This window comes from Pantoea sp. JV6 (assembly GCF_025910055.1).
GTDB classification, from domain to species: Bacteria; Pseudomonadota; Gammaproteobacteria; order Enterobacterales; family Enterobacteriaceae; genus Pantoea; species Pantoea agglomerans.
Genome location: NZ_JAPCIM010000013.1, coordinates 192936 through 218281 on the forward strand (window position 1 = coordinate 192936; position 25346 = coordinate 218281).

The 25346-nt window shown below is 59.1% G+C and carries 21 protein-coding genes and 1 other annotated feature; of the genes, 11 read left to right on the top strand and 10 right to left on the bottom strand.

Annotated features, from left to right (window positions below):
- Position 1: 1 nt before the first annotated feature.
- The 4 genes from thrB to OK412_RS14940 form a co-directional block, all read right to left on the bottom strand.
- Positions 2-931, bottom strand: coding sequence for a homoserine kinase (thrB, locus tag OK412_RS14925; RefSeq protein WP_010671694.1), 930 nt, complete (start codon positions 929-931; stop codon positions 2-4).
- A gap of 2 nt (positions 932-933) precedes the next feature.
- Positions 934-3396: a bifunctional aspartate kinase/homoserine dehydrogenase I gene (gene thrA, locus OK412_RS14930; RefSeq protein ID WP_010671695.1), complete on the bottom strand. Its 2463-nt coding sequence runs from the start codon at positions 3394-3396 to the stop codon at positions 934-936.
- 26 nt (positions 3397-3422) lie between these two features.
- Positions 3423-3541, bottom strand: a sequence feature (Thr leader region).
- Entirely contained in the window at positions 3480-3548 is a 69-nt protein-coding gene (thrL, locus tag OK412_RS14935) for a thr operon leader peptide (RefSeq protein WP_071591720.1), read from the bottom strand. It overlaps the preceding feature by 62 nt.
- A 188-nt stretch (positions 3549-3736) precedes the next feature.
- Positions 3737-4441 carry a tRNA/rRNA methyltransferase gene (locus tag OK412_RS14940; protein WP_264353294.1) on the bottom strand — a complete coding sequence of 235 codons (705 nt, stop codon included), beginning with the start codon at positions 4439-4441 and terminating at the stop codon, positions 3737-3739.
- Positions 4442-5050: 609 nt separating this feature from the next.
- On the opposite strand from OK412_RS14940, the gene arcA reads away from it, so the two are divergent.
- Positions 5051-5767: a two-component system response regulator ArcA gene (gene arcA, locus OK412_RS14945; RefSeq protein WP_010253677.1), complete on the top strand. Its 717-nt coding sequence runs from the start codon at positions 5051-5053 to the stop codon at positions 5765-5767.
- Positions 5768-5838: 71 nt separating this feature from the next.
- Here arcA and creA read toward each other — a convergent pair whose 3' ends face one another.
- Positions 5839-6312, bottom strand: coding sequence for a protein CreA (creA, locus tag OK412_RS14950; protein ID WP_010253671.1), 474 nt, complete (start codon positions 6310-6312; stop codon positions 5839-5841).
- 194 nt (positions 6313-6506) lie between these two features.
- Here creA and robA point away from each other — a divergent pair, with 194 nt between their 5' ends.
- Positions 6507-7388: an MDR efflux pump AcrAB transcriptional activator RobA gene (gene robA / locus OK412_RS14955; protein ID WP_033756504.1), complete on the top strand. Its 882-nt coding sequence runs from the start codon at positions 6507-6509 to the stop codon at positions 7386-7388.
- 40 nt (positions 7389-7428) lie between these two features.
- Here the strand turns inward: robA and gpmB are convergent, their stop codons facing one another.
- Positions 7429-8076 carry a 2,3-diphosphoglycerate-dependent phosphoglycerate mutase GpmB gene (gpmB, locus tag OK412_RS14960; protein WP_010253664.1) on the bottom strand — a complete coding sequence of 216 codons (648 nt, stop codon included), beginning with the start codon at positions 8074-8076 and terminating at the stop codon, positions 7429-7431.
- A gap of 206 nt (positions 8077-8282) precedes the next feature.
- Here gpmB and yjjX point away from each other — a divergent pair, with 206 nt between their 5' ends.
- On the top strand, positions 8283-8801 hold the full coding sequence (gene yjjX, locus OK412_RS14965) for an inosine/xanthosine triphosphatase (protein WP_010253660.1): 519 nt from the start codon (positions 8283-8285) through the stop codon (positions 8799-8801).
- On the opposite strand, the gene trpR is transcribed toward yjjX, so the two are convergent.
- Positions 8802-9119, bottom strand: coding sequence for a trp operon repressor (gene trpR, locus OK412_RS14970; RefSeq protein WP_010671698.1), 318 nt, complete (start codon positions 9117-9119; stop codon positions 8802-8804).
- A 45-nt stretch (positions 9120-9164) separates the two neighbouring features.
- Positions 9165-11084: a murein transglycosylase gene (gene sltY / locus OK412_RS14975; protein WP_033756501.1), complete on the bottom strand. Its 1920-nt coding sequence runs from the start codon at positions 11082-11084 to the stop codon at positions 9165-9167.
- 269 nt (positions 11085-11353) lie between these two features.
- On the opposite strand from sltY, the gene atzF reads away from it, so the two are divergent.
- From atzF to urtE, 8 genes are all read left to right on the top strand, one after another.
- Positions 11354-13150, top strand: coding sequence for an allophanate hydrolase (atzF, locus tag OK412_RS14980; protein ID WP_264353295.1), 1797 nt, complete (start codon positions 11354-11356; stop codon positions 13148-13150).
- A 2-nt stretch (positions 13151-13152) separates the two neighbouring features.
- Complete coding sequence (gene uca, locus OK412_RS14985; protein WP_264353296.1) at positions 13153-16773, top strand: urea carboxylase; 3621 nt, start codon at positions 13153-13155, stop codon at positions 16771-16773.
- 9 nt (positions 16774-16782) lie between these two features.
- Positions 16783-17484 carry a GntR family transcriptional regulator gene (locus tag OK412_RS14990; RefSeq protein ID WP_010253646.1) on the top strand — a complete coding sequence of 234 codons (702 nt, stop codon included), beginning with the start codon at positions 16783-16785 and terminating at the stop codon, positions 17482-17484.
- A gap of 28 nt (positions 17485-17512) precedes the next feature.
- Complete coding sequence (gene urtA, locus OK412_RS14995; RefSeq protein ID WP_031292851.1) at positions 17513-18781, top strand: urea ABC transporter substrate-binding protein; 1269 nt, start codon at positions 17513-17515, stop codon at positions 18779-18781.
- Positions 18782-18873: 92 nt separating this feature from the next.
- Complete coding sequence (urtB, locus tag OK412_RS15000) at positions 18874-20439, top strand: urea ABC transporter permease subunit UrtB (protein ID WP_264353297.1); 1566 nt, start codon at positions 18874-18876, stop codon at positions 20437-20439.
- Positions 20439-21512: an urea ABC transporter permease subunit UrtC gene (urtC, locus tag OK412_RS15005; RefSeq protein WP_050680507.1), complete on the top strand. Its 1074-nt coding sequence runs from the start codon at positions 20439-20441 to the stop codon at positions 21510-21512. The genes urtB and urtC overlap by 1 nt, the downstream gene beginning before the upstream one ends.
- Positions 21509-22300, top strand: a complete 792-nt coding sequence (gene urtD, locus OK412_RS15010) for an urea ABC transporter ATP-binding protein UrtD (RefSeq protein WP_010671705.1) — start codon at positions 21509-21511, stop codon at positions 22298-22300. The genes urtC and urtD overlap by 4 nt, the downstream gene beginning before the upstream one ends.
- Position 22301: 1 nt before the next feature.
- Entirely contained in the window at positions 22302-23000 is a 699-nt protein-coding gene (gene urtE / locus OK412_RS15015; RefSeq protein ID WP_061703615.1) for an urea ABC transporter ATP-binding subunit UrtE, read from the top strand.
- 7 nt (positions 23001-23007) lie between these two features.
- Here urtE and OK412_RS15020 read toward each other — a convergent pair whose 3' ends face one another.
- Together OK412_RS15020 and fucP are read right to left on the bottom strand one after the other, a co-directional pair.
- Positions 23008-24021 carry an aldose 1-epimerase family protein gene (locus tag OK412_RS15020; RefSeq protein ID WP_264353298.1) on the bottom strand — a complete coding sequence of 338 codons (1014 nt, stop codon included), beginning with the start codon at positions 24019-24021 and terminating at the stop codon, positions 23008-23010.
- Positions 24018-25343, bottom strand: coding sequence for an L-fucose:H+ symporter permease (gene fucP / locus OK412_RS15025; protein ID WP_010671707.1), 1326 nt, complete (start codon positions 25341-25343; stop codon positions 24018-24020). The genes OK412_RS15020 and fucP overlap by 4 nt, the downstream gene beginning before the upstream one ends.
- Positions 25344-25346: the final 3 nt, after the last annotated feature.

Genomic DNA, 25346 nt, shown 5'->3' on the forward strand with positions numbered 1-25346 from the left:
GTTATCCCAATTGTCGTGCGCCAGCCGTGTCGAGACGGCAGATATGGACGAAGCCTTCATCATTCTGCAGATAGTGCTGGCTCAGCCAGTCAGCCATCCGCTGTGCCGTTTCCATCTGATTGCAAACGGCGAAAAGTGTCGGACCAGAGCCTGAGATACCGCACGCCAGTGCGCCAATATCTTTCGCGGCCTGCCGCGCCTCGGTGAAGCCTGGCAGCAGCCGGGTCCGGTAAGGTTCGGCAATCACATCCTGCATAAGTTTAGCTGCCAGCTGCGGCTGACGCGTATGGCAGGCGTGAATGAAGCCAGCCAGCAAGCGGCCATGCCTGATGCAGTCTTCTTTGCGGTACTGCGCCGGTAAAATGGCGCGCGCTTCTGCGGTTGAGACTTTAATGCCCGGATAGGCCATTACCCACAGCCAGTCATCAAAGCCCGGCACCGCCTGGCTGATAATGTCATTCTCCTGCAGCATCAGCTGAATGCCGCCGAGGAAGCAGGGGGCGACATTATCATAGTGCACGCTGCCGGAGATCCGTCCTTCCAGCTCGCCCATCAGGGTCAGTAACGTGCTGTCGCTGAGAGGTTTGCCGCAAAACTCGTTCATCGCCATTAAACCGGCCACCACCGAGCAGGCGCTGGAACCCAGTCCGGAGCCGATGGGCATATTCTTCTCCAGCGTCATCGCCACCGGGATCGCTTTGCCGATTTCCTGGCAGAAACGCTGCCAGCACTGGTAAACAATATTCTCTTTCGGATCGGCGGGCAGCTTACTGACAAAACGTCCGGCGTTGGTCAGTGAAAACTGCTCTGCCGCTTCCACGGAGACGCAGTCACCCAGCAGGGAGCCATCTACCGGCGAAACCGCCGCGCCCAGCACATCGAAGCCGACGCTGACGTTACCAATCGAGGCCGGTGCGTAAATTTTTACCATGATTAAACTCCCAACTTCCATGACAGCGTCCGCAGCAGGTCGGCAAAAACACCGGCCGCTGTGACATCATTTCCTGCACCGTATCCGCGCAGCACCAGCGGAATCGGTTGATAGTAGCGGCTGTAAAACGCCAGCGCATTCTCGCCGTTTTTCACCTTATAGAGTGGATCGTTGCCGTCAACGGCGTCGATCTTCACTTTGCAGATGCCGCCCTCTTCAATCACGCCAACATAGCGCAATACTTTGCCCTCATCCTGCGCCTGCGCAACCCGGGCGGCAAAAGCGTTATCCAGCTCAGGCAGACGCTGCATAAACTGCTCAATGTCCTGGATTTCGGTCAGGCTGGCGGGCAGCAGCGGCTCAATCTCAATGTCGCTCAGCTCCAGCTGATGACCCGCTTCACGGGCCAGGATCAGCAGCTTACGCGCCACATCGGTGCCGGAGAGGTCGTCACGCGGATCGGGCTCGGTAAAGCCCATCTCACGCGCCATCGTTGTCGCCTGCGACAGTGACATTCCGTCATCCAGCTGGCCGAAGATGTAGGACAGCGAGCCAGAGAGGATACCGGAGAAGCGCAGTAGCTCATCACCGGCGTTCATCAGGTTCTGCAGGTTTTCGATCACCGGCAGTCCGGCGCCGACGTTGGTATCATAAAGGAATTTACGCCGCGATTTGGCAGCGGCGGCGCGCATCTGCTGATAGTAATTCCAGGATGAGGTGTTGGCCTTTTTGTTTGGCGTCACCACATGGAAACCTTCGCTGAGAAAATCAGCATACTGATCGGCGACCGCCTGGCTGGAAGTACAATCCACAATCACCGGATTGAGCAGATGATACTCTTTCACCAGACGGGTCAGACGACCGAGATTGAACGGCTCTTTCGCTTCGCCTAATGCCGCCTGCCAGTTGCTTAAATCGATGCCGTGGACGTGGGTTAACAGCGCACGGGAGTTAGCGATGCCGCAGACGCGCAGGTCGATATGCTTTTTCTTCAGCCACGCCTGCTGGCGATGTAACTGATCCAGCAGCGCGCCGCCGACGCCGCCGACGCCGACCACAAACACTTCGATCACCTGATCGGTGGCGAACAGCATCTGATGCACCACGCGAACCCCGGTGATCACTTCATCATTGTTCACCACCACCGAGATTGAACGCTCGGAGGAGCCCTGAGCAATCGCCACGATATTGATATTGGCGCGCGCCAGCGCCGAGAAGAATTTGGCTGAAATGCCGCGCAGCGTGCGCATGCCATCGCCCACCACTGAAATCACCGCCAGGTTTTCAATGATATCCAGCGGATCCAGCAGGCCATCTTTCAGCTCCAGGTAGAACTCCTCCTCCAGCACCTGACGCGCCCGCGCCAGCTCGCTCTGCGGCACGCAGAAACTGATGCTGTATTCGGAAGAGGATTGGGTGATCAACACCACCGAGATGCCGGTGCGCGACATCGCCGCAAAGACTCTGGCCGCCATCCCGACCATCCCTTTCATGCCAGGACCGGAGACGTTGACCATCGCCATATTATTCAGGTTGGTGATGCCTTTTACCGGGTTCTCATCCTGTTCGCCTTCTGCTCCAATCAGGGTGCCGGGTGCCTGCGGATTGGCCGTGTTTTTGATCAGGCAGGGGATCTGAAACTGGGCAATGGGCGCGATGGTGCGGGGATGCAGTACTTTGGCGCCGAAATAGGAGAGCTCCATCGCCTCCTGATAGGACATCGACTTCAGCAGGCGCGCATCCGGCACCTGACGCGGATCGCAGGTATAGACGCCATCCACATCAGTCCAGATTTCACAGCAGTCGGCGCGCAGACAGGCGGCCAGCACAGCGGCTGAATAGTCAGAACCGTTACGGCCCAGTACGACCAGCTCGCCTCGCTCGTTACCAGCCGTGAAGCCTGCCATCAGGATCATGTTCTGCGGCGGAATCTGACTCGCTTCAATGCGACGGGTTGATTCGGCGATATCAACAGTGGATTCAAGGTAGTGGCCGACCGCCAGCAATTTCTCCACCGGATCGATCACGCTGACCTCATGGCCACGCGCCTGCAGCAGCGCTTCCATGATCGCAATCGAGAGTTTTTCACCGCGGCAGATAATCGCCGCATTGACGCTGTCCGGGCACTGTCCCAGCAGGCTGATACCGTGCAGAACCTGCTTCAGCTGCGCAAACTCCAGGTCAACGCGGGTTTTCAGTCGATCGTACTCAAAGCCCGGCTGCGCGTCAGCCAGTCCCTGCAACAGCTCGCTGAAGATGCGTTCGGCGTCGCTGATATTCGGCAAAGCATCCTGACCACTGATGGTTTTTTCAATCATCGCCACCAGATGGTTAGTGATCTTTGCTGGCGCAGAGAGCACGGTTGCAACCTGTCCTTGTTGCGCATTACTTTCCAGAATGTCAGCGACGCGAAGAAACCGCTCCGCATTCGCTACCGAGGTCCCGCCGAATTTCAGCACTCGCATAATATAAACTCTCCTGAATTTAAGCCGAAAAAAAAGCCCGCACTGTTTAGGTGCGGGCTTATTTTCTGTTTTTCCTGTATGCGTCAGCCCGCACCGTTACCTGTGGTAATGGTGGTGGTAATAATTGTGGTGTTCAGGCTGATTTTACGCATTTAGATTTATTTTCTGTCTGTTTTTGTCTGTCCGTCTTGCTTCCAGAAGTAAAGCAAAGCGCACATTAAGTCAACCCGATTTGTCCGGCGGACAGATTTCCACCACTGCGCACAGCCACCGGTGAAAGCGTAAAACGCTGTTCGATCGGTTGCGATGCAGAAATTCCCTGCGATCTGTTGCTGTAAAATCAGCTTTTTGCCGAGGATTTATCTGTGAGTTTTTTTTCAATATCGTGCAGCAGACGATGCAGCATCGCACTGTCGCGCTGTTCCAGCAGCGCCACCCGCTGATCGATCCAGTCTGACAGCTTCTCATCATCACTGACCTCCAGTTGCGCCAGCAGCTGATGGAAACGCTGACGCAGCGCCTGCAACTGCTGCCCATCCGCCGCAGAGGCTTTTGGTGCCTCAACCTGATTCAGCTTCGACAGCTGATAGCAGTAGACCATCACCGCCTGTCCGAGATTGAGTGAAGGATAGTCATTCGCCATCGGGATGCCGGTCAGCAGGTCTACAAGCTCTAGCTCCTCGTTGGTCAGCCCGCTATCTTCGCGGCCAAACACCAGCGCCATACTGTTTACCCACTGGCGTTTCTCCAGCAGTTGCGTTTCAACCTGCTCCGGTGTGGCGTAATAACGAAACTTTGCCCGGCTGCGCGCGGTGGTCGCGACCGAAAAATCGATGTCCGCTAACGCGTCGGCCAGGGTTGCAAAGGTCTGAACATTGTCGAGAATTTCGCCGGCACCATGTGCCACCCGGCGCGCGGCGGGATCCTGCCAGGCGTCACTGGCAACGATGCGCAGCTGACTGAATCCCATGGTTTTCATGGCACGCGCCGCAGCGCCGATATTTTCTGGCCGCGCGGGCGAGACGAGAATCAGGGGAAAAAGCATATTTATTCCATTGGTCCATTAACATAACGCCATATTAACATGGCTGTTAATGATTCAGTCGCCAGAAGGTAATAAGAAAATCGTGTGTTAACCATGTTAAAACTGGTTAAAAGTGATGGCCTGAATCTTTTTATCCCTGAAACGAGCTTTATTAAAGAAATCATTATTAAACCATTTAACTTCAACGAGATAGAATGTGATTTCCGGCGGGTTTTATTTTGGCCCGACTGCGTAAAAAATGTAACGAAAATGATGCTTTTTGTGAGCTAAACAGGCAATCTGCGAGAAGTTTTTCACAAAAGTGTTAACGTGCTACAATTGCATTTGATATAAGTCAACGAAGCGTTGTTTTTATGCTTATCGGTTGTAGTTGGTGCTGTTAGGTTGCTGTTAATACAGTTAGGATATGCGCCATTATCATTAACGCCCGGGGCATGCAATTTTCATCCTGACTGGCTGAGCTAATACTGTTGTTGACGTTGATAGATGGCTTATCAAAATATGATTTCGTACAACGGTTCAGCGCGGCCCGCCGCTCTCGATGATGGAGAACGCCATACCGCTGTACGCCCTGTTTTCAATTTGTTGGCAAATTTTAGGTAGCTAAACATGCAGACCCCGCACATTCTTATCGTTGAAGACGAACTGGTCACGCGTAATACCCTCAAGAGTATTTTTGAGGCGGAAGGTTATGTGGTGTATGAGGCGACTGATGGTGCTGAAATGCATCAGGTGCTGACCGACAATGACGTTAACCTGGTCATCATGGACATCAACCTGCCCGGTAAAAACGGCCTGTTGCTGGCCCGTGAACTGCGTGAGCAGGCCAATGTCGCTCTGATGTTCCTGACCGGTCGTGACAACGAAGTCGATAAAATTCTTGGTCTGGAAATTGGCGCTGACGACTACATCACCAAACCGTTTAATCCGCGTGAGCTGACTATTCGTGCCCGCAACCTGCTGTCGCGCACCATGAATCTGGCCATGCCAGGCGAAGAGCGTCGTCAGGTAGAGAGCTACAAGTTCAACGGTTGGGAGCTGGATATCAACAGCCGCTCACTGATCAACCCGAACGGCGAGCACTACAAACTGCCACGCAGTGAGTTCCGCGCCATGCTGCACTTCTGCGAAAACCCGGGCAAAATTCAGACCCGTGCCGATCTGCTGAAAAAAATGACCGGCCGCGACCTCAAGCCACACGATCGCACCGTTGATGTCACCATCCGTCGTATTCGTAAGCATTTCGAATCAACGCCGGACACGCCAGAGATCATCGCCACCATTCATGGTGAAGGTTATCGCTTCTGCGGTGACCTGCAGGATTAAGCCCCTGTCAGACGCGGCAAATAAAAAACGCCCCTGCGGGCGTTTTTTTTGTCCTTAGCGTGACGGCATAATCAGTGCCACGGCATAATTGGCACAGCGCTAATCGCATTTTTCGGTGAGCCATCAACCACTTTATCGGAATAGGTCAGATAGACCAGGGCGTTGCGCTTTTTGTCGAAGAAGCGTACAACCTGCAGCTTCTTGAAGATCAATGAGGTGCGCTGGCGGAATACCACTTCACCCTCTGCTTTGCCCTGCGCGATTTTATCACTCAGTTCGACCGGACCCACCTGCTGACAGGAAATCGCGGCATCAGAGGTATCTTCTGCCAGACCCAGTCCGCCTTTAATACCCCCGGTTTTCGCCCGGCTGATATAACAGGTTACATTTTTAACGTCCGGGTCATCGAAAGCCTCAACGACAATCTTGTGGTCAGGCCCGAATATCTTGAATACCGTATCAACAGAGCCAATCTGTTCGGCAAACAGCGGGCTGGAAAAGGTCAGCGTGGTCAGCGCAGCGATCATAAGTCGGAATATTGTCATGGAGTTACCATTGCAAATGGAATAGATGAGAATGTAATGTACTGTTAATCGAGTTAATGACCAAACCAAAACGGGTTGAAGCCCGTACTGATTTAGCACAACCTTCCCCGGAAAACGGCCCACGTCTTTTGAGCAATGAGTGCTAATATTCTTCGAATGCGTTTAGCTGCACCACCAGAGTATGAGGATGTTTTATGGACCAAGCCGGTATCATTCGCGATTTGCTTGTCTGGCTGGAGAGCCATCTGGATCAACCCCTTTCACTGGACAATGTTGCCCAGAAAGCCGGTTACTCTAAATGGCATTTACAGAGGATGTTTAAAGACGTAACCGGACACGCAATAGGTGCCTATATTCGTGCGCGTCGTCTGTCTAAAGCCGCCGTGGCGCTGCGCCTGACCAGCCGCCCGATTCTGGACATCGCACTGCAGTATCGTTTTGATTCACAACAGACTTTTACTCGCGCATTCAAGAAGCAGTTTGCTCAGACACCGGCGTGGTATCGCCGCTCTTCCGACTGGAACTCATTCGGTATTCGCCCCCCTATTCGCCTGGACGATGAGACGCAGCCGGAACCGGCTTTCGTCACCTTACCGGAGACGGTGCTGGTAGGACAAACCCAGAACTACACCTGTATTCTGGAGCAGATTTCCAGCTACCGCGACGAAATGCGTATTCATTTCTGGAAGCAGTTCCTGCTGGAAACCGACACGGTGCCGCCGGTACTGTATGGCCTGCATCAGGTGCGCGCCAGCCAGGACAAAGATGATGAGCAGGAGATTCTCTACACCACGGCGGTGCCTGCTGACAGCGCGGTCAACCTGCACTCCGGCCAGAACGTGATTCTGGAAGCGGGCGACTACGTGCAGTTCACCTATACCGGCCCGCGCGTCAATCTGCAGGAGTTTATCCTGCTGCTCTACGGCACCTGCATGCCGACGCTGGGGCTGACCCGTCGTCAGGGACAGGACATCGAACGCTTTTATACCGATGGCGGTAAAAAACGCGCTGAGCCACCGACCGAGATCCGTTGCGAATATCTGATTCCCATTCGCCGCCAGACCGTAGCCAGCTGACGTTAAGGCTGCCGTCATCGCGACGGCAGCCTCAGGTAAATCAGCGTTGAAGCTCGTCGAGTGCAGGCGCATCCAGATGGGAAATATCCCCCGCCGTCTCGACAATCCAGCCTTCTGCCAGCCAGGCGCTCTGCTGATAATCAACACGTGAGAGTGAGCAGTTACGCAGACGCAGACGACGTTCCGCATAGGCGGGCAGACCGAGGATCGTGCTAACCAGCGCCCCCAGCGCCATACCGTGACTGACGAGCAGTGGACGGCTTCCAGCAGGAAGATCAAGACAGGCATTCAGCGCGGCGTGCATGCGCGTCGCCATCTCAGTCATCGACTCCCCTTCAGGAATACGGCCCCCTTCGGTGCCGTTGACCAGCGTGGCGCGCCACTGCTCTTCTTCCGCGGTTAAGCCATCCAGCGGACGCTTCTCCAGCACCCCCATATTCAGCTCACGCAACCGCGGATCAAGCGTTACTGAGCAACCGCAGGCATCCGCAATAATCTCCGCGGTGCGGCGCGTTCGCCCCAGATCGCTGGCAATAATGTGCGTAATGCCCAGATGTTTCACGCGCTCACCCACCTGCCAGGCTTGCTGCTCACCTTTTTCCGTCAGCGGACTGTCGGACTGACCCTGAATGCGACGCTCCGCATTCCATACCGTTTCACCGTGACGAACAAGATAGACCTGTAGCATGTTAGTTTCCGTTATACTGCGACAAAAATCGCTTTAGAGCTTACCCCATCAGGCGTCATTGTTGCAGTCAGTCTGCACACGGAGAGCGCGAAACAACCGGCGCGTACGGAAAGTACGTGAGGATTGTGAGCACTGCCCGGGTTCAGAATGACAAATCAAACAGCCCGATAGGCCAGGCGCTTAATCACCTGAGGGTTCAACCAATTATGTACCATGTTGTCGCAGCCACCACCAATCCAGCGAAAATTCATGCGATTGCTCAGGCATTCAACGACGTTTTCGGCGAGGGATCCTGCCATATTGAAGGGGTCGAGGTCGATAGCGGCGTAGCAGCACAACCGTTAACCCATCTCGAAACGCGAACTGGCGCACGTCAGCGCGTGATGAATGCCCGGCAGGTCCGGCCAGAAGCGGCGTTCTGGGTAGCGATTGAGGCGGGCATCGAAGATGACAGCGCGTTTGCCTGGATGGTGGTAGAAAATCAGAAGCAGCGCGGCGAATCGCGCTCGGCCAGTTTCACCCTGCCGCCGGTGGTGCTGGCGGGTCTGCGTGAAGGCCGGGAGCTGGGTGAAGAGATGGCGCGGTTAACCGGCATCGAAAATATCAAACACCAGGGTGGCGCTATCGGGGCGTTCACAAATGGCCTGCTCAGCCGCTCCAGTGTCTATCATCAGGCACTGATTCTGGCGCTCTGCCCGTTCATCCATCCGCTTTACCAGCAGTGATCAGGCGCGTCCCAGACGCGCCTCCAGCCAGCGTTTCAGCTCCGGCGGCGCCTCTTTCAGGCTGTTCGAGCCTCGTGTAATGGTCGCAATGCCAACGCCGAGCTCATTTTTCAGTTCGCGCTGGCTCATCTCGCCGTTCATTAACTCTTCGATAATCCGCAGACGGGTGCCGAACGCTTCCCGCTCGTCGGGCGTCATCATCAGTTGCATCAGTGGCAGCGCATGACCATCAGCAAAGGCCTGCTGCATCAGCACGACAAAGCGTTGCCAGCTATCTTGTGCCGGATGCGCATCGGTGGGGGAATCAGAATGGGTCATGAAGAGGCTTCCGTACTCGCTAAAGAGTACGGAAGCTTAGCACAGCTAGTAACGGCGATTCCACTCAGCATCTGACAGGATCTTGTCAGGCTTGCCCATGAAGTGACGATAGTAGGCGTCGTACGCCAGCACATTCTTCACATAGCCACGCGTTTCAGAGAACGGGATGGTCTCGATAAACGCGACGGCATCAAGATTGCCTGCACTGGTTTTCTGCCAGCTTCGCACCCGGCCCGGCCCGGCATTGTAGGCCGCCGAGGCGAAAATCCGGTTCTGATTGAACTGCTGATAGACATATTCCAGATACTGGGTGCCGATCTGAATATTGGTTTCCGGATCGAGCAGCTGGCTGGTGTTGCTGTAGCCAGGGATGTTGTACATCTTCACGGTATGCGCCGCCGTGGCAGGCATAATCTGCATCAGACCGCTGGCGCCGACCGGTGAACGCGCTTTCGGATTCCAGGCGCTCTCCTGACGCGAAATCGCCATCGCATAGCTCGGCGGGATCTGCTTCACCGCGGTGTTGCGCTCATAGACGCTCTGCCACGCCAGCGGGAAACGCTCTTTCAGGCTGTCCCACATTTTGGCCGTGATGGTTGCCTGTACGCTGAGATCCCACCAGTCCTGCTCATTGGCGTAGCGCGCCAGCATCTGCTGCTGCGTGTGCGTGCGGCTGCCGATGAGATTGCTCCACTCGCTGCGCGCCAGGTTATCCAGACCCCAGTACATCAGCTCGCGAACGCGGGCCAGCTCCGGTCCCTGCACCGTGGCACTGTCAGGCTTCGGCGCTTCATCCACCTGCAACGGGTAGTCAACGCCCAGCCGCTGCGCGGCCACCATCGGGTAGAAGCCACGTGCCTGCATCAGTTTGCGCAGGATCTCTTCCGCTTCCTCTTTGCGATCTTTCTCAAACAGCAGATCGGCCTGCCAGTACTGCCATTCATCTTTCTCTTTGGCTTCCAGCGGCAGACGAGCGATCCAGGTGTTAAGGCCGCGTCGGTCATGCTGAGAGAGTGCCAGTCGTACCCGGCGTTCTACCAGCGCGGTAGACTCGCTGTTCATCACCACCGCATCGCGCCAGCGTGCCTGCTCAGAGGTGAGATCGCTGCCCATCATGCGCCAGACCACAATCTCCTTCAGCGCCTGCTCATCCTCCGGCCCCATCTTCTGCGCCCGGACCAGGATCGGAATCAGGCTGCGGGCATTTTCCATGTCCTGCCGCGCCACACGCGTAAAGGCGTAAATCGTCGCCTGGCGGGTAAAATCGGTTGGCCCGACAGCGCTGGCGAAGGTGCTGACCGTTAACGGATCCTGCTGCAGGGCCTGTATCGCGTCAGACATGGTCTGATAGTCAGTAGGCAACGTTTTCGCCAGATAGCTCACCAGGCTGTCGTTGCCTGCTTTCATCGCCAGCCGGATACGCTCCAGGATCGTAATTGGCGAAATCTGACCGGACGCCTGCCAGACCGAAAAGAGCTTATCGCAGTCCGCGGGCAGCGCCGTGCCGCGCAGCCAGATCTGCTTCGCGCCGTCAAACGCGGCCTGCTGCTGACCGGTGGCCCATTTGGCGTAATACCAGTTACAGCGTGCCTGCACCGGCTTAGGTTCGGTCGGACTGAAGTTCAGCACACCCTGCCAGTCCTGTCGGTAAGCCAGCACATTAATAAAGCGGGTGCTGAGCGAACGCGCGGGTGGCAACGTTGGATACTGGCGAATAAAGTTCTGTACCGCCAGGGTGGTCTCCTGATCGAGATCCTGTGCCAGCAGGCGATATTGCAGATAAGGATAGAGCGGATAATCCTGTAGCGTGGGCAACAGCTGATCCACGGTGGCCATCTGATTGCTGTCCCAGGCCTGTTTAATTTGTTGATAACGTTGCCGTTGTTGATCAAGCGAATCGGCCCATGCGCTGCTGGCCGTGCCGGCCATGCAGATCCCTATTATCCAGTTACGCCACTTCACCACGTAAATCTCCTCTGTTGCTGGGGCCGGCGAGTTGCCAGACAGTCTTCATGCTAACCAGGCCACCGGACTCTTGCCATGTTCTTCACAAAATTTACGCACACGAAAGGTAAACGCACCGTCATCGCTCAGCGTGCGCGCCGTAATTGTGCAAATTATCATCAGAAAATCTTATCACTGAACGCATTAAACTGTTGAATCATCGCGTTAAAAAAGTGGCACAGCCTTTGCTCTGTTGAATTCCATCTTGTATACCAGCTGGAATTCTTCGTATGACTTCAACCTTTGGCCTGACGCTTCACGCCTGGCAGCAGCGCTATCAGCAGGCGCCGCAACAGATTACTTCGCTGCTGAGCGCACACCTGGCGGCACTCGATCCTCAGGATAATGCCTGGATTTATCTGGCGACACCGGAGCAGTTAGCGGCTCAGATTGAGCCCCTGCTGGCGCACTATCAGCGCGATCCCGGCTCGCTGCCGCTGTTTGGTGTTCCCTTCGCCGTCAAAGACAACATTGATGTGGCGGGCTGGCCGACCAGCGCCGCCTGCCCCGCCTTTACCTATACCGCCAGCGAAGACGCGGTAGCGGTCGCCCGGCTGAAAGCCGCCGGCGCGATAGTCATCGGCAAAACCAACCTCGATCAGTTCGCTACCGGCCTGGTGGGCACCCGCTCCCCGTTTGGCGCGGTCAGTAACACCTTTGATGCCGATTACGTCAGTGGCGGCTCCAGCTCCGGCTCCGCGTCGGTGCTGGCGCGCGGGCTGGTCGCCTTTTCACTGGGCACCGATACTGCGGGATCGGGCCGCGTTCCGGCGGGCTTTAACAATATTGTCGGACTAAAACCGACCAAGGGCTGGTTCTCTGCACGCGGCGTGGTGCCCGCCTGCCGCCTCAACGACACGATTTCCGTGTTTGCGCTGACGGCAGAAGATGCCTTTAGCGTCGCCAGCGTCATGGGTGGCTATGATGCCGGTGACGCCTATTCGCGCATTAATCCGCGCACCGCCCCGGCCAGCCTGCCGGTTCATCCCCATTTTGCGGTACCTTTGAACCCGGAGTTTTTTGATGATGCCGCCGCCGAAGCCGCCTGGGACCAGGCGCTGGAGGCGTTGCAGGCGGGTGGCGTGACGCTGCACCCCATCGACTTCACCCCGTTCCGGAAGCTGGCTGAACAGCTCTACTACGGTGCCTGGATCGCTGAACGCACGGCGGCGGTGGGCGGGATGCTCGATCGCCCGGCGGAGATGGACCCGGTGGTACACGAGATTATTGCCAGTGGCCTGAAATACAGCGCAGTCGACGCCTATAAGGCGGAGTATCTGCGGGCCGAACTGACGCGCCAGATTCAGCAGACGCTGGCACAGTTTGACGCGCTGGTGGTGCCGACCTCGCCCACGATTCATACCCTGGAGGAGATGAAGCAGGAGCCGATTCACTACAACTCGCAGTTTGGCACCTATACCAACTTTACCAACCTTGCCGACCTCGCCGCGCTGGCGCTGCCCGCACCGTTCCGCAATGACGATCTCCCGGCAGGCATCACGCTGATTGCGCCCGCCTGGCACGATCGGGCGCTGGCTGAGTTTGGCATTCGCTGGCAGCAGCAGCTTGCTCTGCCGCTGGGCGCGACCGGCCAGCCCTGCCCTGCCTGGCGCACCAGCCTGCCCGCCTCCGCCGACCATGTCCGGCTGGCGGTAGTGGGCGCGCATCTCACCGGAATGCCGCTTAATTTCCAGCTCACCGATCGCCATGCCGTCTGGGTGGAAGAGACGAAGACCGCGCCACACTATCGCCTGTTTGCCCTGCTGGAGGGCGCGATCAAAAAACCCGGCCTGATGCGTGACGAACAGGGCGCCGCTATCACCGTGGAGCTGTGGGATATCCCGCTGGCGCGCTTTGGTGAGTTTGTGGCCGAGATTCCCGCACCGCTGGGCATCGGCAGCCTGACGCTGGCGGATGGGCGGGTGGTGAAAGGCTTTATCTGCGAAGGCGCGGCGCTGAACAACGCGCTGGAGATTACTGAGACGGGCGGCTGGCGCAACTGGCTGGCATCACAGGGGAGTCACTGATCATGTTCACCACCGTACTGATTGCCAACCGCGGCGAAATCGCCTGCCGCGCCATTCGGACGCTGAAGCGCCTGGGCGTCAAAAGTGTCGCGGTCTATTCAGATGCTGACCGCAACGCGCAGCACGTTAAGCAGGCGGATATCGCTATCGCGCTGGGCGGCGATAAAGCCAGCGACAGCTATCTGCGCACCGACAAAATTCTGGCGGCGGCTCAGCAGAGCGGCGCCCAGGCTATCTGGCCGGGCTACGGTTTTCTTTCAGAAAGCCAGCCGTTTGCCGAAGCCTGTGAAGCGGCGGGGATCGCCTTTGTTGGCCCCACCGCGCAGCAGATTGGTGAGTTCGGCCTTAAGCACCGTGCCCGTGAGCTGGCAGCCAGTGCGGGTGTACCAATGACGCCCGGCACACCGCTGCTTGCGTCGCTGGAGGAGGCGATACAGGCGGCCGATAAGATCGGCTATCCGGTGATGCTGAAAAGCACGGCGGGCGGCGGCGGCATTGGCCTTACGCGCTGCGCCGACGCCGGAGCGCTCGCCAGCGCCTGGGAGAGCGTACGCCGTCTTGGCGAGCAGTTCTTCAGTGATGCGGGCGTGTTTCTGGAGCGCTGCATCGATCGCGCCCGCCACGTAGAAGTGCAGATTTTTGGTGACGGTAACGGCACTGTGGTCGCGCTGGGTGAACGCGACTGCTCACTGCAGCGCCGCAATCAGAAGGTGGTGGAAGAGACGCCCGCGCCCGGTCTGTCTCCGGCGACGCGTGACGCCCTGCTCGCCTCGGCGGTGCGGCTCGGCGAGCGGGTAAACTACCGCAGCGCAGGCACCGTGGAGTATATCTACGACGTCGACCAGCAGGCCTTTTACTTTCTGGAAGTGAACACCCGCCTGCAGGTGGAGCATCCGGTCACTGAGTGCGTCACCGGACTCGATCTGGTGGAGTGCATGTTGCTGGTGGCGGCGGGCGATGCGGTTGACTGGTCACGTCTGCAGCAGGCGCCGCAGGGCGCCGCCATTGAAGTGCGGCTCTATGCGGAAGATCCACTCAAGAACTTTCAGCCCAGCCCCGGCCTGCTAACCGGCGTAACTTTCCCTGACGGCGTGCGGGTCGACAGCGGCATCGAAACCGGCAGCGAGGTCTCCAGCTTCTACGATCCGATGATCGCCAAACTGATCGTGCATGCCGACACCCGCGATGCGGCGCTGGAAAAACTTCGCCATGCGCTGGATGCCACTCAGCTGCACGGCATCGCCACCAACCTCGACTATCTGCGCCAGATTACCGCCAGCGACGCGTTTCGCAGCGGCAACGTCTGGACGCGCTACCTCGACAGCGTGGTGCCTGCCTCCTCCGTGGTGGAAGTGCTGCAACCTGGTACCTTCAGTTCGGTTCAGGACTATCCAGGCCGCCTCGGCTACTGGGATATCGGCGTGCCGCCTTCCGGCCCGATGGATGACTTCGCTTTCCGGCTGGCTAACCGCATCGTCGGTAATCATGACGCGGCGGCGGGGCTGGAATTTACCCTGCAGGGGCCGACGCTGCGTTTCCACTGTGATGCCATCGTGGCGCTGACCGGTGCTGACTGCGACGCCACGCTGGAGGGCGAACCGGTCAGCACCTGGCAGCCGCTGGCGGTGAAAGCGGGAGAGACTCTGGTGCTGGGACGCGCCCGGACGGGCTGCCGCAGCTATCTGGCCGTGCGTAACGGCTTCGACGTGCCGGAGTATCTGGGCAGCCGCAGCACCTTTTCGCTGGGCCAGTTTGGCGGTCACGCCGGACGCACCCTGCGGGTTGCCGATATGCTGGCGATCTCCCAGCCTGAGCGGGCAGCCTGCACCACGCCTGCCCCGGTCAGCGATCCGCAGCCGCTCGATGCGGCGCTGATTCCGCACTACGGCAGCGAGTGGCGCATCGGCGTGCTTTACGGCCCGCACGGCGCACCGGATTTCTTCACCCAGGCCGCCATCGATGCGTTCTTTGCCAGTGACTGGCAGGTGCACTACAACTCCAACCGCCTCGGCGTGCGGCTGGTCGGCCCGAAACCGACCTGGACCCGCGCCAACGGCGGCGAAGCGGGCCTGCATCCCTCCAACGTTCACGACTGTGAATATGCCATTGGCGCGGTCAATTTTACCGGCGACTTCCCGGTGATCCTGACGCACGACGGCCCGAGCCTCGGCGGCTTTGTCTGTCCGGTGACCATCGCCAAAGCCGAGCTGTGGAAAGTGGGCCAGGTTAAACCTGGCGACACCATCCGCTTCCACCCCATCACCGCAGACGATGCGCTGGCGCGGGAAAAAGCGCAGATGCATCTGATTGAGACATTGCGGCCTGAGCATCCGCCCACATTTGCCGTGCCGTCACTGGCCGAAACCGCCCACGGTTCCGCCACGATTCTGGCCGCTCTGGAGGCCACGACCAGCACGCCGAAAGTGGTCTATCGCCAGGCGGGCGACAAATATGTGCTGATTGAGTATGGCGACAATGTGCTGGATCTGGCGCTGCGTCTGCGTGTCCATCTGCTGATGAATGCGCTGACGGCGCAGGCGGAGCCCGGCGTAGAGGAGCTGTCGCCTGGCGTGCGTTCGCTGCAGGTGCGCTACGACAGCCGCATCATTAACCAGTCCCGGCTGATGTCGCTGCTGCTGGCGCTGGAAGCGAGGCTGGGCGACGTCAGCACGCTGAAAGTGCCCTCCCGCGTGGTGTGGATGCCGATGGCATTTGAAGACAGCGCCACGCTGGGTGCCGTCAGCCGCTATCAGGAGACGGTGCGCGCCAGCGCCCCCTGGCTGCCCAACAACGTGGACTTTATCCAGCGGATTAATGGCTTAAGCAGCCGCGATGAGGTGCGCGATACCTTGTTCAACGCCAGCTATCTGGTGCTGGGGCTGGGCGACGTCTACCTTGGCGCGCCCTGTGCCGTTCCGATCGATCCGCGCCATCGCCTGCTGAGTTCCAAATACAGTCCGGCGCGCACCTTCACCGCCGAAGGTACCGTAGGGATCGGCGGCATGTACATGTGCATCTACGGCATGGATTCGCCCGGCGGCTATCAGCTGGTGGGCCGCACGCTGCCCATCTGGAACACCTTCCTGAAAAATCCGCAGTTCGCTACCGATGCGCCGTGGCTGCTGCGCTTCTTCGATCAGGTGCGCTTCTATCCGGTGAGTGAAACCGAACTGACCCAGCTGCGCGAAGATTTCCGCGAAGGCCGTGCCAGCCTTCGTATTGAAGAGACGCAGTTTGATTTTGCCGCCCACCAGCAGTTCCTTGCCGACCACGCCGCTGATATTGCAGCGTTCCGCCAGCGCCAGGCCGCCGCCTTTGAACAGGAAGTGCAGCTATGGGCGCAGGAGGAGCAGAACGCGCCGCCGGAGGAGGATGAAACGCGCGCCAGCGCCAGCGAAGAGGAGGAGAACGGGCTGCCGGTGCAGGCGGATCTCAATGGCAACATCTGGAAAGTGCTGGTGCAGCCGGGCGACGAGGTCAGCGCCGGGCAGACGCTGATTATCGTAGAGGCGATGAAGATGGAGCTGGCGATTGTCGCCCCGCAGGCCGGTCGTGTGACGCGGATTGCCTGCCAGGCGGGCCGTCCGGTCAGTCCTGGCGATAACCTGCTGTGGCTGGAATAAGGAGCGGTAATGACAACGCAACCCCACTCCCCTAAAGCCCGCCCGGAAGCGCTGGCGGAACGGGTTTATCAGGCGCTGAAGGACGATATCTTCGCCTTTCGCCTGATGCCCGGCGATCGCTTCAGCGAAAGCGAAATCGCCGGACGGATGGCGGTCAGCCGCACCCCGGTCCGTCAGGCGCTGTTCCGGCTGGAACGCGAAGGCTTTGTCGACGTCTGGTTTCGCAGCGGCTGGCAGATTAAGAACTTCGATTTCGCCTGGTTCGAATCGCTGTATGACCTGCGCACCGTGCTGGAGTGCGAGGCGGTCAAACGCCTCTGTGCCCTGCCCGCGCCGCAGTGTGCCGCGCTGTTAAACGAACTGAACCAGTTCTGGTGCGAGGCGGAGGCGCTTACAGAGGGCCTGGTGGTGTCGCAGCATGACGAAGCGTTTCACATGACGCTGGTGGCGGCAGCGGGTAACCCGGAGATGGCACGCATTCACGCCGAACTCACCGAGAAGATCCGCATTATCCGCCGGCTCGACTTCACTCGTGACGATCGCATCTGTGCCACTTATCAGGAACATGCACAGATTTTACAGGCGATTTTTCAGCAGCAGACCGCCGGGGCGCAACGCATCCTGACCGATCACATCGCCGTGAGTAAGGCGGAGGTCAGAAAGATCACGCTGCACCGCCTTCAGCAGGCCCGGCTCCAGCTCACCGAATAACACAACAACTACTCAGGGGTTTCAGATGATGAAAAGACGTTCGTTGATCAAGGCTTTCGCCCTCTCCGCCACCGTTGTCAGCATGGGGTTCGCCTGGAGTGCGCAGGCGGCTGACACCATCAAAGTGGGGATCATGCATTCACTCTCCGGCACCATGGCGATTTCGGAAACGCCGCTGAAAGATGTGGCGCTGATGACCATTGATGAGATCAACGCCAAAGGAGGCGTGCTGGGGAAAAAGCTGGAGCCGGTGGTAGTCGATCCCGCCTCTAACTGGCCGCTGTTTGCCGAGAAGGCGCGGCAGCTGCTGACTCAGGATAAGGCGGCGGTGGTGTTTGGCTGCTGGACCTCGGTGTCGCGCAAATCGGTGCTGCCGGTGTTTGAAGAGCTGAACGGCCTGCTGTTCTATCCGGTGCAGTATGAAGGGGAAGAGATGTCACCCAACGTCTTCTACACCGGCGCTGCGCCTAACCAGCAGGCGATTCCGGCCGTGGAGTATCTGATGAGCGAAGATGGCGGCAGCGCGAAACGCTTCTTCCTGCTTGGCACCGACTATGTCTATCCGCGCACCACCAACAAGATCCTGCGCGCCTTCCTGCACAGCAAAGGCGTGGCGGATAAAGATATCGAAGAGGTCTACACGCCGTTTGGTTACAGCGACTACCAGACCATTGTCTCCAACATCAAAAAGTTTGCGGCTGGCGGCAAAACGGCAGTGGTTTCCACGATCAACGGCGACTCCAACGTGCCGTTCTACAAAGAGCTGGCGAACCAGGGGATCAAAGCCACTGACATTCCGGTGGTCGCTTTCTCGGTGGGCGAAGAGGAGCTGCGCGGCATCGACACCAAACCGCTGGTGGGTCAGTTAGCCGCCTGGAACTATTTCGAGTCTATCGATAATCCGACCAACGCGAAGTTTGTCGCCGACTACCGCGCATATGCCAAAGCACATAACCTGCCGAACGCCGCCACCGTCGTCACCAACGACCCGATGGAAGCGACCTATGTTGGCATTCATATGTGGGCGCAGGCGGTGGAAAAAGCGGGCACCACGGATGTGGACAAAGTGCGGGCGGCGATGGCCGGTCAGACCTTTAAAGCGCCGGATGGCTTTACCCTGACCATGGATCAGACCAACCATCATCTGCATAAGCCGGTCATGATTGGCGAAGTGGAAGAGAACGGCCAGTTCAGCGTGGTGTGGCAGACCGATCAGCCGGTACGCGCGCAGCCGTGGAGCCCGTACATTGCCGGTAACGACAAAAAACCCGATCACCCGGTGAAGACCGCGCAGTAATCGCGGGTTGCTGATAGATACGCAGCGTCACCCGCTGTGAAGCGGCAGCACGGCACCCCGCCGTGCTGCCCTCCCCTGACGAGGCTCCTTTTATGAATCTATGTCGCTGCTTGTTCAGCCTGCTGCTGCTGATGCCGCTGTTGGCCAGTGCCGGACCGGCGGCTGACTTTGCCGCCGCCAGCCGCAGTCAGCAGGCCACGCTGCTGCAGCAGTGGGCCGCCGCACCGGACAGCCATCGTCTGCCGCTGCTGGAAGCGCTGCATGCCGAAACGGTGGTCATCGACCAGAATAAACAGCCGTTCAGCCAGCAGGGATCCACGCTGCAGCCGCTGGATGCGGTGGCGCAGCCCACGGGCAACCTGAAAAAGCTGTTTATGAACAATCGTCTGCGCGTGCTGGTTAACAACGCGCTGGCCGCCCACCAGCTGGTGAGCACTGATACGGCCCTGCGTCTGCGCGCTGCGCAGCAGCTGCAAAGTGAGGGCGTTGCTGACCAGCTGCCGCTGCTGGAGCAGCGTTTTGCCGCCGAGCAGGACAGCCGGGTTCATGCCGCACTGGCATTGGCGCTGGCGAACCTGCAACTGGCGGATGGCGAGCCGATGGTGCGTCTGCGGGCGGTAAAACTGCTGGGTGAGTCCAGCGATCCCAATACGCAGGCCAGCCTGCAACGCCTGACCCAGCCCGCGAATGAACCGGACGCCACGGTACGGGCCGTCGCGGCGGAAAGTCTGCAACAGATTCAGAAACGGCTGATGTGGGGCGATCTGCTGGGGCAGGCCTTTAGCGGCCTGTCGCTGGGTTCCATACTGCTGCTGGCCGCGCTGGGTCTGGCGATCACCTATGGCCTGCTCGGGGTGATCAACATGGCGCACGGTGAAATGCTGATGCTCGGTGCTTACGCCACCTGGTGGGTACAGAGCCTGTTTCAGCAGTTTGCGCCGCACTATTTAGCCTGGTATCCGCTGCTGGCGCTGCCGGTCGCCTTTCTGGTCACCGCCGCCATCGGCATGGCGCTGGAACGCACGGTGATCCGCCATCTCTATGGCCGTCCGCTGGAGACGCTGCTCGCCACCTGGGGGATCAGCCTGATGCTGATCCAGCTGGTACGGGTGCTGTTCGGGGCGCAAAACCTGGAGGTGGCGAATCCGGCGTGGCTCTCCGGCGGCTTACAGCTGCTGCCCAATCTGGTGCTGCCGTGGAACCGCATCGCGGTGATCCTGTTTGTGGTGTTTGTGCTGGCGCTCACCTGGCTGCTGCTGAACCGGACCCGCCTTGGCATGAACGTGCGCGCCGTGACCCAGAACCGCGCCATGGCGGATTGCTGCGGCGTGCCGACCGGCCGCGTCGATATGCTGGCGTTTGGACTCGGCTCGGGCATTGCCGGGCTGGGTGGCGTGGCGCTGTCGCAGCTCGGTAACGTCGGACCGGAGCTGGGCCAGGGCTACATTATCGACTCGTTCCTGGTGGTGGTGCTGGGTGGCGTCGGTCAGCTGGCGGGCACCGTGGTTGCCGCGTTCAGCCTGGGCATTCTCAACAAAGTGCTGGAGCCGCAGATTGGCGCCGTGCTGGGCAAGATCCTGATTCTGGTGACTATCGTGCTGTTTATTCAGAAACGTCCGCAGGGGCTGTTTGCGGTAAAAGGAAGGGTGACTGACTGATGACGCAACCCATCACGCTTCGCGTGGCGCGCACCGCGCCGCGCCTGACCATCAGCATTGGCCTGGCGATTACCGTAGCGCTCCTGGTGATGCCGTTTCTGGCGCTGCTGCCCGCCACGCATCCGCTGGCGATCTCCACCTATACCCTGACGCTGGTCGGCAAAATCCTCTGCTACGCGGTGGTCGCGGTGGCGCTGGATCTGGTGTGGGGCTACGCCGGACTGCTGTCGCTGGGCCACGGCATCTTTTTCGCCCTGGGTGGATATGCCATGGGCATGTACCTGATGCGCCAGGCCGCAGGCGAGGGTTTACCCGCCTTTATGTCCTTTCTCTCCTGGCGGGAACTACCCTGGTTCTGGACCGGCACCGACTATTTCGTCTGGGCGCTCTGCCTGAGCATGCTGGTGCCGGGCCTGCTGGCGCTGATTTTTGGCTTCTTCGCCTTTCGCTCGAAGATTAAAGGCGTCTACTTCTCCATCATGACCCAGGCGCTGACCTACGCCGGGATGCTGCTGTTCTTCCGCAACGAAACCGGTTTTGGCGGCAACAATGGCTTTACCGGCTTTACCACCCTGCTCGGCTTTTCGGTAACGGCAACCCCCACCCGTATCGGGCTGTTTATCGCCACGGTGCTGCTGCTGCTGCTGAGCCTGGCGATCGGCTTCGCCCTGGCGCGCAGCAAATTTGGCCGGGTGCTGACTGCGGTGCGGGATGCGGAGAACCGTCTGATGTTCTGTGGTTACGACCCGCGCGGTTTCAAGCTTTTTGTCTGGACGCTCTCCGCCGTGCTGTGCGGCCTGGCCGGGGCGCTCTATGTGCCGCAGGTCGGCATTATCAATCCGGGTGAGATGTCACCGGCCAATTCGATTGAAGCGGCGATCTGGGTGGCGCTGGGCGGACGCGGCACGCTGATAGGCCCGCTGCTGGGTGCCGCGATTGTTAACGGCGCACGCAGCTTCTTCACCGTCGCCTTCCCCGAATACTGGCTCTTTTTCCTGGGGCTGATGTTTATCCTGGTCACGCTGTTTCTGCCGCACGGCGTGATTGGCCTGCTGCGCCGGAGGAAAAAATGAGTGATGCCCTGTTTACCCAAACTCAACTGGCGGATCGCCATCGGGTGCAGCGCGATCCGGTGCTGCAACTGGAGAAGATCAGCGTGTCGTTTGAAGGCTTCCGGGCGCTGACCGATCTTTCGCTGCAGATCGGCGTCGGGGAACTGCGCTGCGTGATCGGCCCCAACGGTGCGGGCAAAACCACGCTGATGGATGTGATCACCGGCAAAACCCGGCCCGACGCCGGCCGGGTGATCTACGACCAGGACAGCGATCTGACCCGTCTCTCACCGGTTGAGATCGCCCGCGCCGGGATCGGCCGCAAGTTCCAGAAGCCCACGGTGTTTGAGGCGTTAACCGTGTTCGAAAATCTGGAGATCGCGCTTAAAGCCGATAAATCGGTCTGGGCCAGCCTGCGCGCCCGCCTCAGCGGCGAACAGCGTGACCGCATTGATGAGGTGCTGAAACTGCTGCGGCTGGGCGGCGAACGCCAGCGTCGCGCGGGCCTGCTGTCGCATGGCCAGAAGCAGTTTCTGGAGATCGGCATGCTGCTGGTGCAGGAGCCGCATCTGCTGCTGCTGGATGAACCGGCCGCGGGCATGACCGATGCCGAAACGGACTACACCGCCGAGCTGTTCCGCAGCCTGGCGGGCAAGCATTCGCTGATGGTGGTGGAGCATGACATGGGCTTTGTCGAAACCATTGCCGACCACGTGACGGTGCTGCATCAGGGTCAGGTACTGGCCGAGGGTTCGCTGCGCGACGTGCAGGCCAACGAGCAGGTTATCGACGTTTATCTGGGGCGCTGAAATGTTACAGGTTACTGAACTGAATCAATATTATGGCGGCAGTCATATTCTGCGCGGCCTGTCGTTTGAGGTAAAGATTGGCGAAATCACCTGTCTGCTGGGGCGCAATGGCGTTGGGAAGACCACGCTGCTGAAATGCCTGATGGGGCTGATCCCGGCGAAGTCGGGCGAGATTCACTGGCAGCAGCAGCGCATGAATGGCCGCAAGCCGCACCAGCGGGTGCAGGCTGGCATCGGCTATGTGCCCCAGGGGCGGGAAATCTTTCCGCGTCTGACGGTGGAAGAGAATCTGCTGATGGGGCTGTCACGCTTTCCGGCTGCGCAGGCGCGTGAAGTGCCGGAGGAGATCTACCAGCTCTTTCCGGTGCTGCTGGCGATGAAGTCACGCCGGGGCGGCGACCTCTCTGGCGGTCAGCAGCAGCAGCTGGCGATTGGCCGGGCGCTGGCCTGTCGGCCCCAGCTGTTGATCCTTGATGAGCCGACCGAAGGGATCCAGCCTTCGGTGATCAAAGAGATCGGCGCGGTGATCCGCCAGCTGGCGCAACGGGGAGATATGGCGATCCTGCTGGTGGAGCAGTTTTATGACTTCGCGGCGGAGCTGGCGGACAGCTATCTGGTGATGTCGCGCGGAGAAATTGTGCAGCGTGGCCGCGGCGACACCATGGAAGCAGAGGGTGTGCGCGGCCTGGTGGCAATTTAAACCCGGCTCAGAGTAAGCCGGTCTCGACAGAAAAGTGGCGCTGTTCACCGTGCGCCAGGGTGATCAGCGTGCCAGCCTGCTGCGCGGCAAGAAAGCCCTCTGGCCGGCAGGTGGCGGGCAGAATATAGGCCGCCACCTGCTGATCGTGGTTGTGCAGCAGCCAGCGAGTGGCGTGCGGGAACTGTGCGGTAGAGAAGCGCGTCATCAACGCATAGCCCTGCGGCGCATGCAGCTCAAACTGCACCTCATCGCCATACTGAGGCAGATCGTCCGCGAAGAAGACGATCTCCGGATCGCAGAGCTGCGGCTGATCGAGCTGCTGTAACGCCTGCGGATCGCGCGCCAGCCGATCGGTGTAATCCCGCCAGGCGGGCGTCGGTCGCAGATGCGCCGGGATCGAGCGACGCAGCTGGAATGCCTGTTCGGGGATCGACTGCCGGAAGCGGCCCTGATCGATCCACGCGCTGTTGAGGTGACACATATACTGCAGCGGCATCGGCGCGCCAGCCAGATTAGTGACTGTCATCTCAATCGTCAGCCGGGGCTGGCTGGCCGGAATGCGGACGGCGGGTGCGGCCAGGTAGTGATGGCCGAAGCCTTTGACATATTCACACTCCCCTTCCAGCGACAGCGTCTGATCCTCCAGCACCAGCCAGGCGCTGTCCATACGGGCGCAGGCCATCTCACCGTGCAGCGGATGATCGTCCTCTGGTGCGGGACAGCCGTTGGCCAGCAGTCCCGAATGAAACGCAAAACAGCCATAGGTGTCGATGCTCGAATTTGCGGGCAGCGGCTGCTTAAAACTGTGGCCCATGGTCAGGTTATGATCGTCGAACTCTGCGTCCCAGATCATCTGCCCGAGAAACGGCAGCACGGTCACGCTGCCACGCCGGTTATGAATGCGCACCGCCTCAATGCCCGCCGGATAACGAAACAGCTCAACCCGGAAATCATCGCTCTCCAGCAGCACCCAGGGTGTGGTGTGAAACTGTTCACGCGCTAAGGGTAAACGGGTTTTCATGGTAACTCCTCCGCCAGACGACCGGTCGCAACCGGCTGTTTTTTATGGCGCAGTTCGCCATAGAAGTAGAATCCGACCCAGGCGAAACAGAGCAGCGAGACGCCAAATGCCAGCTGCATTGAACCCAGTGAGTCCGAAACCAGGCCCTGCAGCGCCGGGACAAAGGCCGCACCGACAATCGCCATCACGATAAACGCGCCCGCGACTTCGGTGTATTTGTTATCGACCGTCGCCAGCGTTCCCGCGTAGATCGTTGCCCAGCAGGGACCAAACAGCACGCTGACAAAGACGGCGGCGTAGACGGCGGTAAAGTTCGGCACCAGCATCACATAAGCCAGCGTCAGCACGCCCAGCACCGAATAGGCAATCAGCACCTTCTCGGCGCGGAAACGGGTCATCAGGAAGTTCGCCACGAACTTGCCGATAAAGAAGCAGATGAAGCTGTAGATCATAAAGTTCGAGGCGTGACGTTCATTAGTCGCCCCCAGCGTCAGCGCCAGACGAATGGTAAACGACCAGACGGCCACCTGCATGCCGACATAGAGGAACTGAGTCACAATTCCGCGTTTAAAGTGTCGGTTGCCAGCCAGATAGCGGAAGGTCTCGCCCAGCGAGGGGCGCGACCTCTCGCTGCTTTCGGGTTTACAGCGCGGATAGCGGGTGAACATAAACAGCAGCATCACCACCACCAGCACCATCACCAGATATTTGTAGGGCTCCAGCGTGTGTTCCAGCATCGTCAGGCGGAACGCATGTGCCTGCTCTGCCGTCATGGTCGCCATCTGACTCTCCAGGCTGTCGCCGTCCTGGAACACCAGATATTTACCCAGCACGATCCCCATCAGTGCACCGATCGGATAGAAGGTCTGGCTGACGTTGAGCCGGAGCGTGGCGTGATCACGATGGCCAATCATCGAGCTGTAGGTGTTGGCAGCGGTTTCCAGGAAACTCAGGCCGATGGCGATGGCAAATATCGCCGCCAGGAACATGGTGTAGGTCGCCATGTGCGAGGCGGGATAGAAGGCGATACAGCCGGCAATGTAGAGCGCCAGGCCGATCATGATCGCCATCTTGTAACTGGTCTTGCGGATCACCAGCGACGCGGGGATCGCAATCAGAAAATAGCCGCCATAAAAGGCACTCTGCACCAGCGCACTGGCAAAGTCGCTCAGGGCAAATACGCTTTTAAACTGAGTGATCAGGATATCGTTAAGACTCGCCGCACAGCCCCAGAGCGGAAAGAGGCACGACAGCAGAATGAACTGGAACAGCGGCGTTTTATTCAGATAGCCATCAGATTGCTGAACAATTTTCTGTTGCATGGC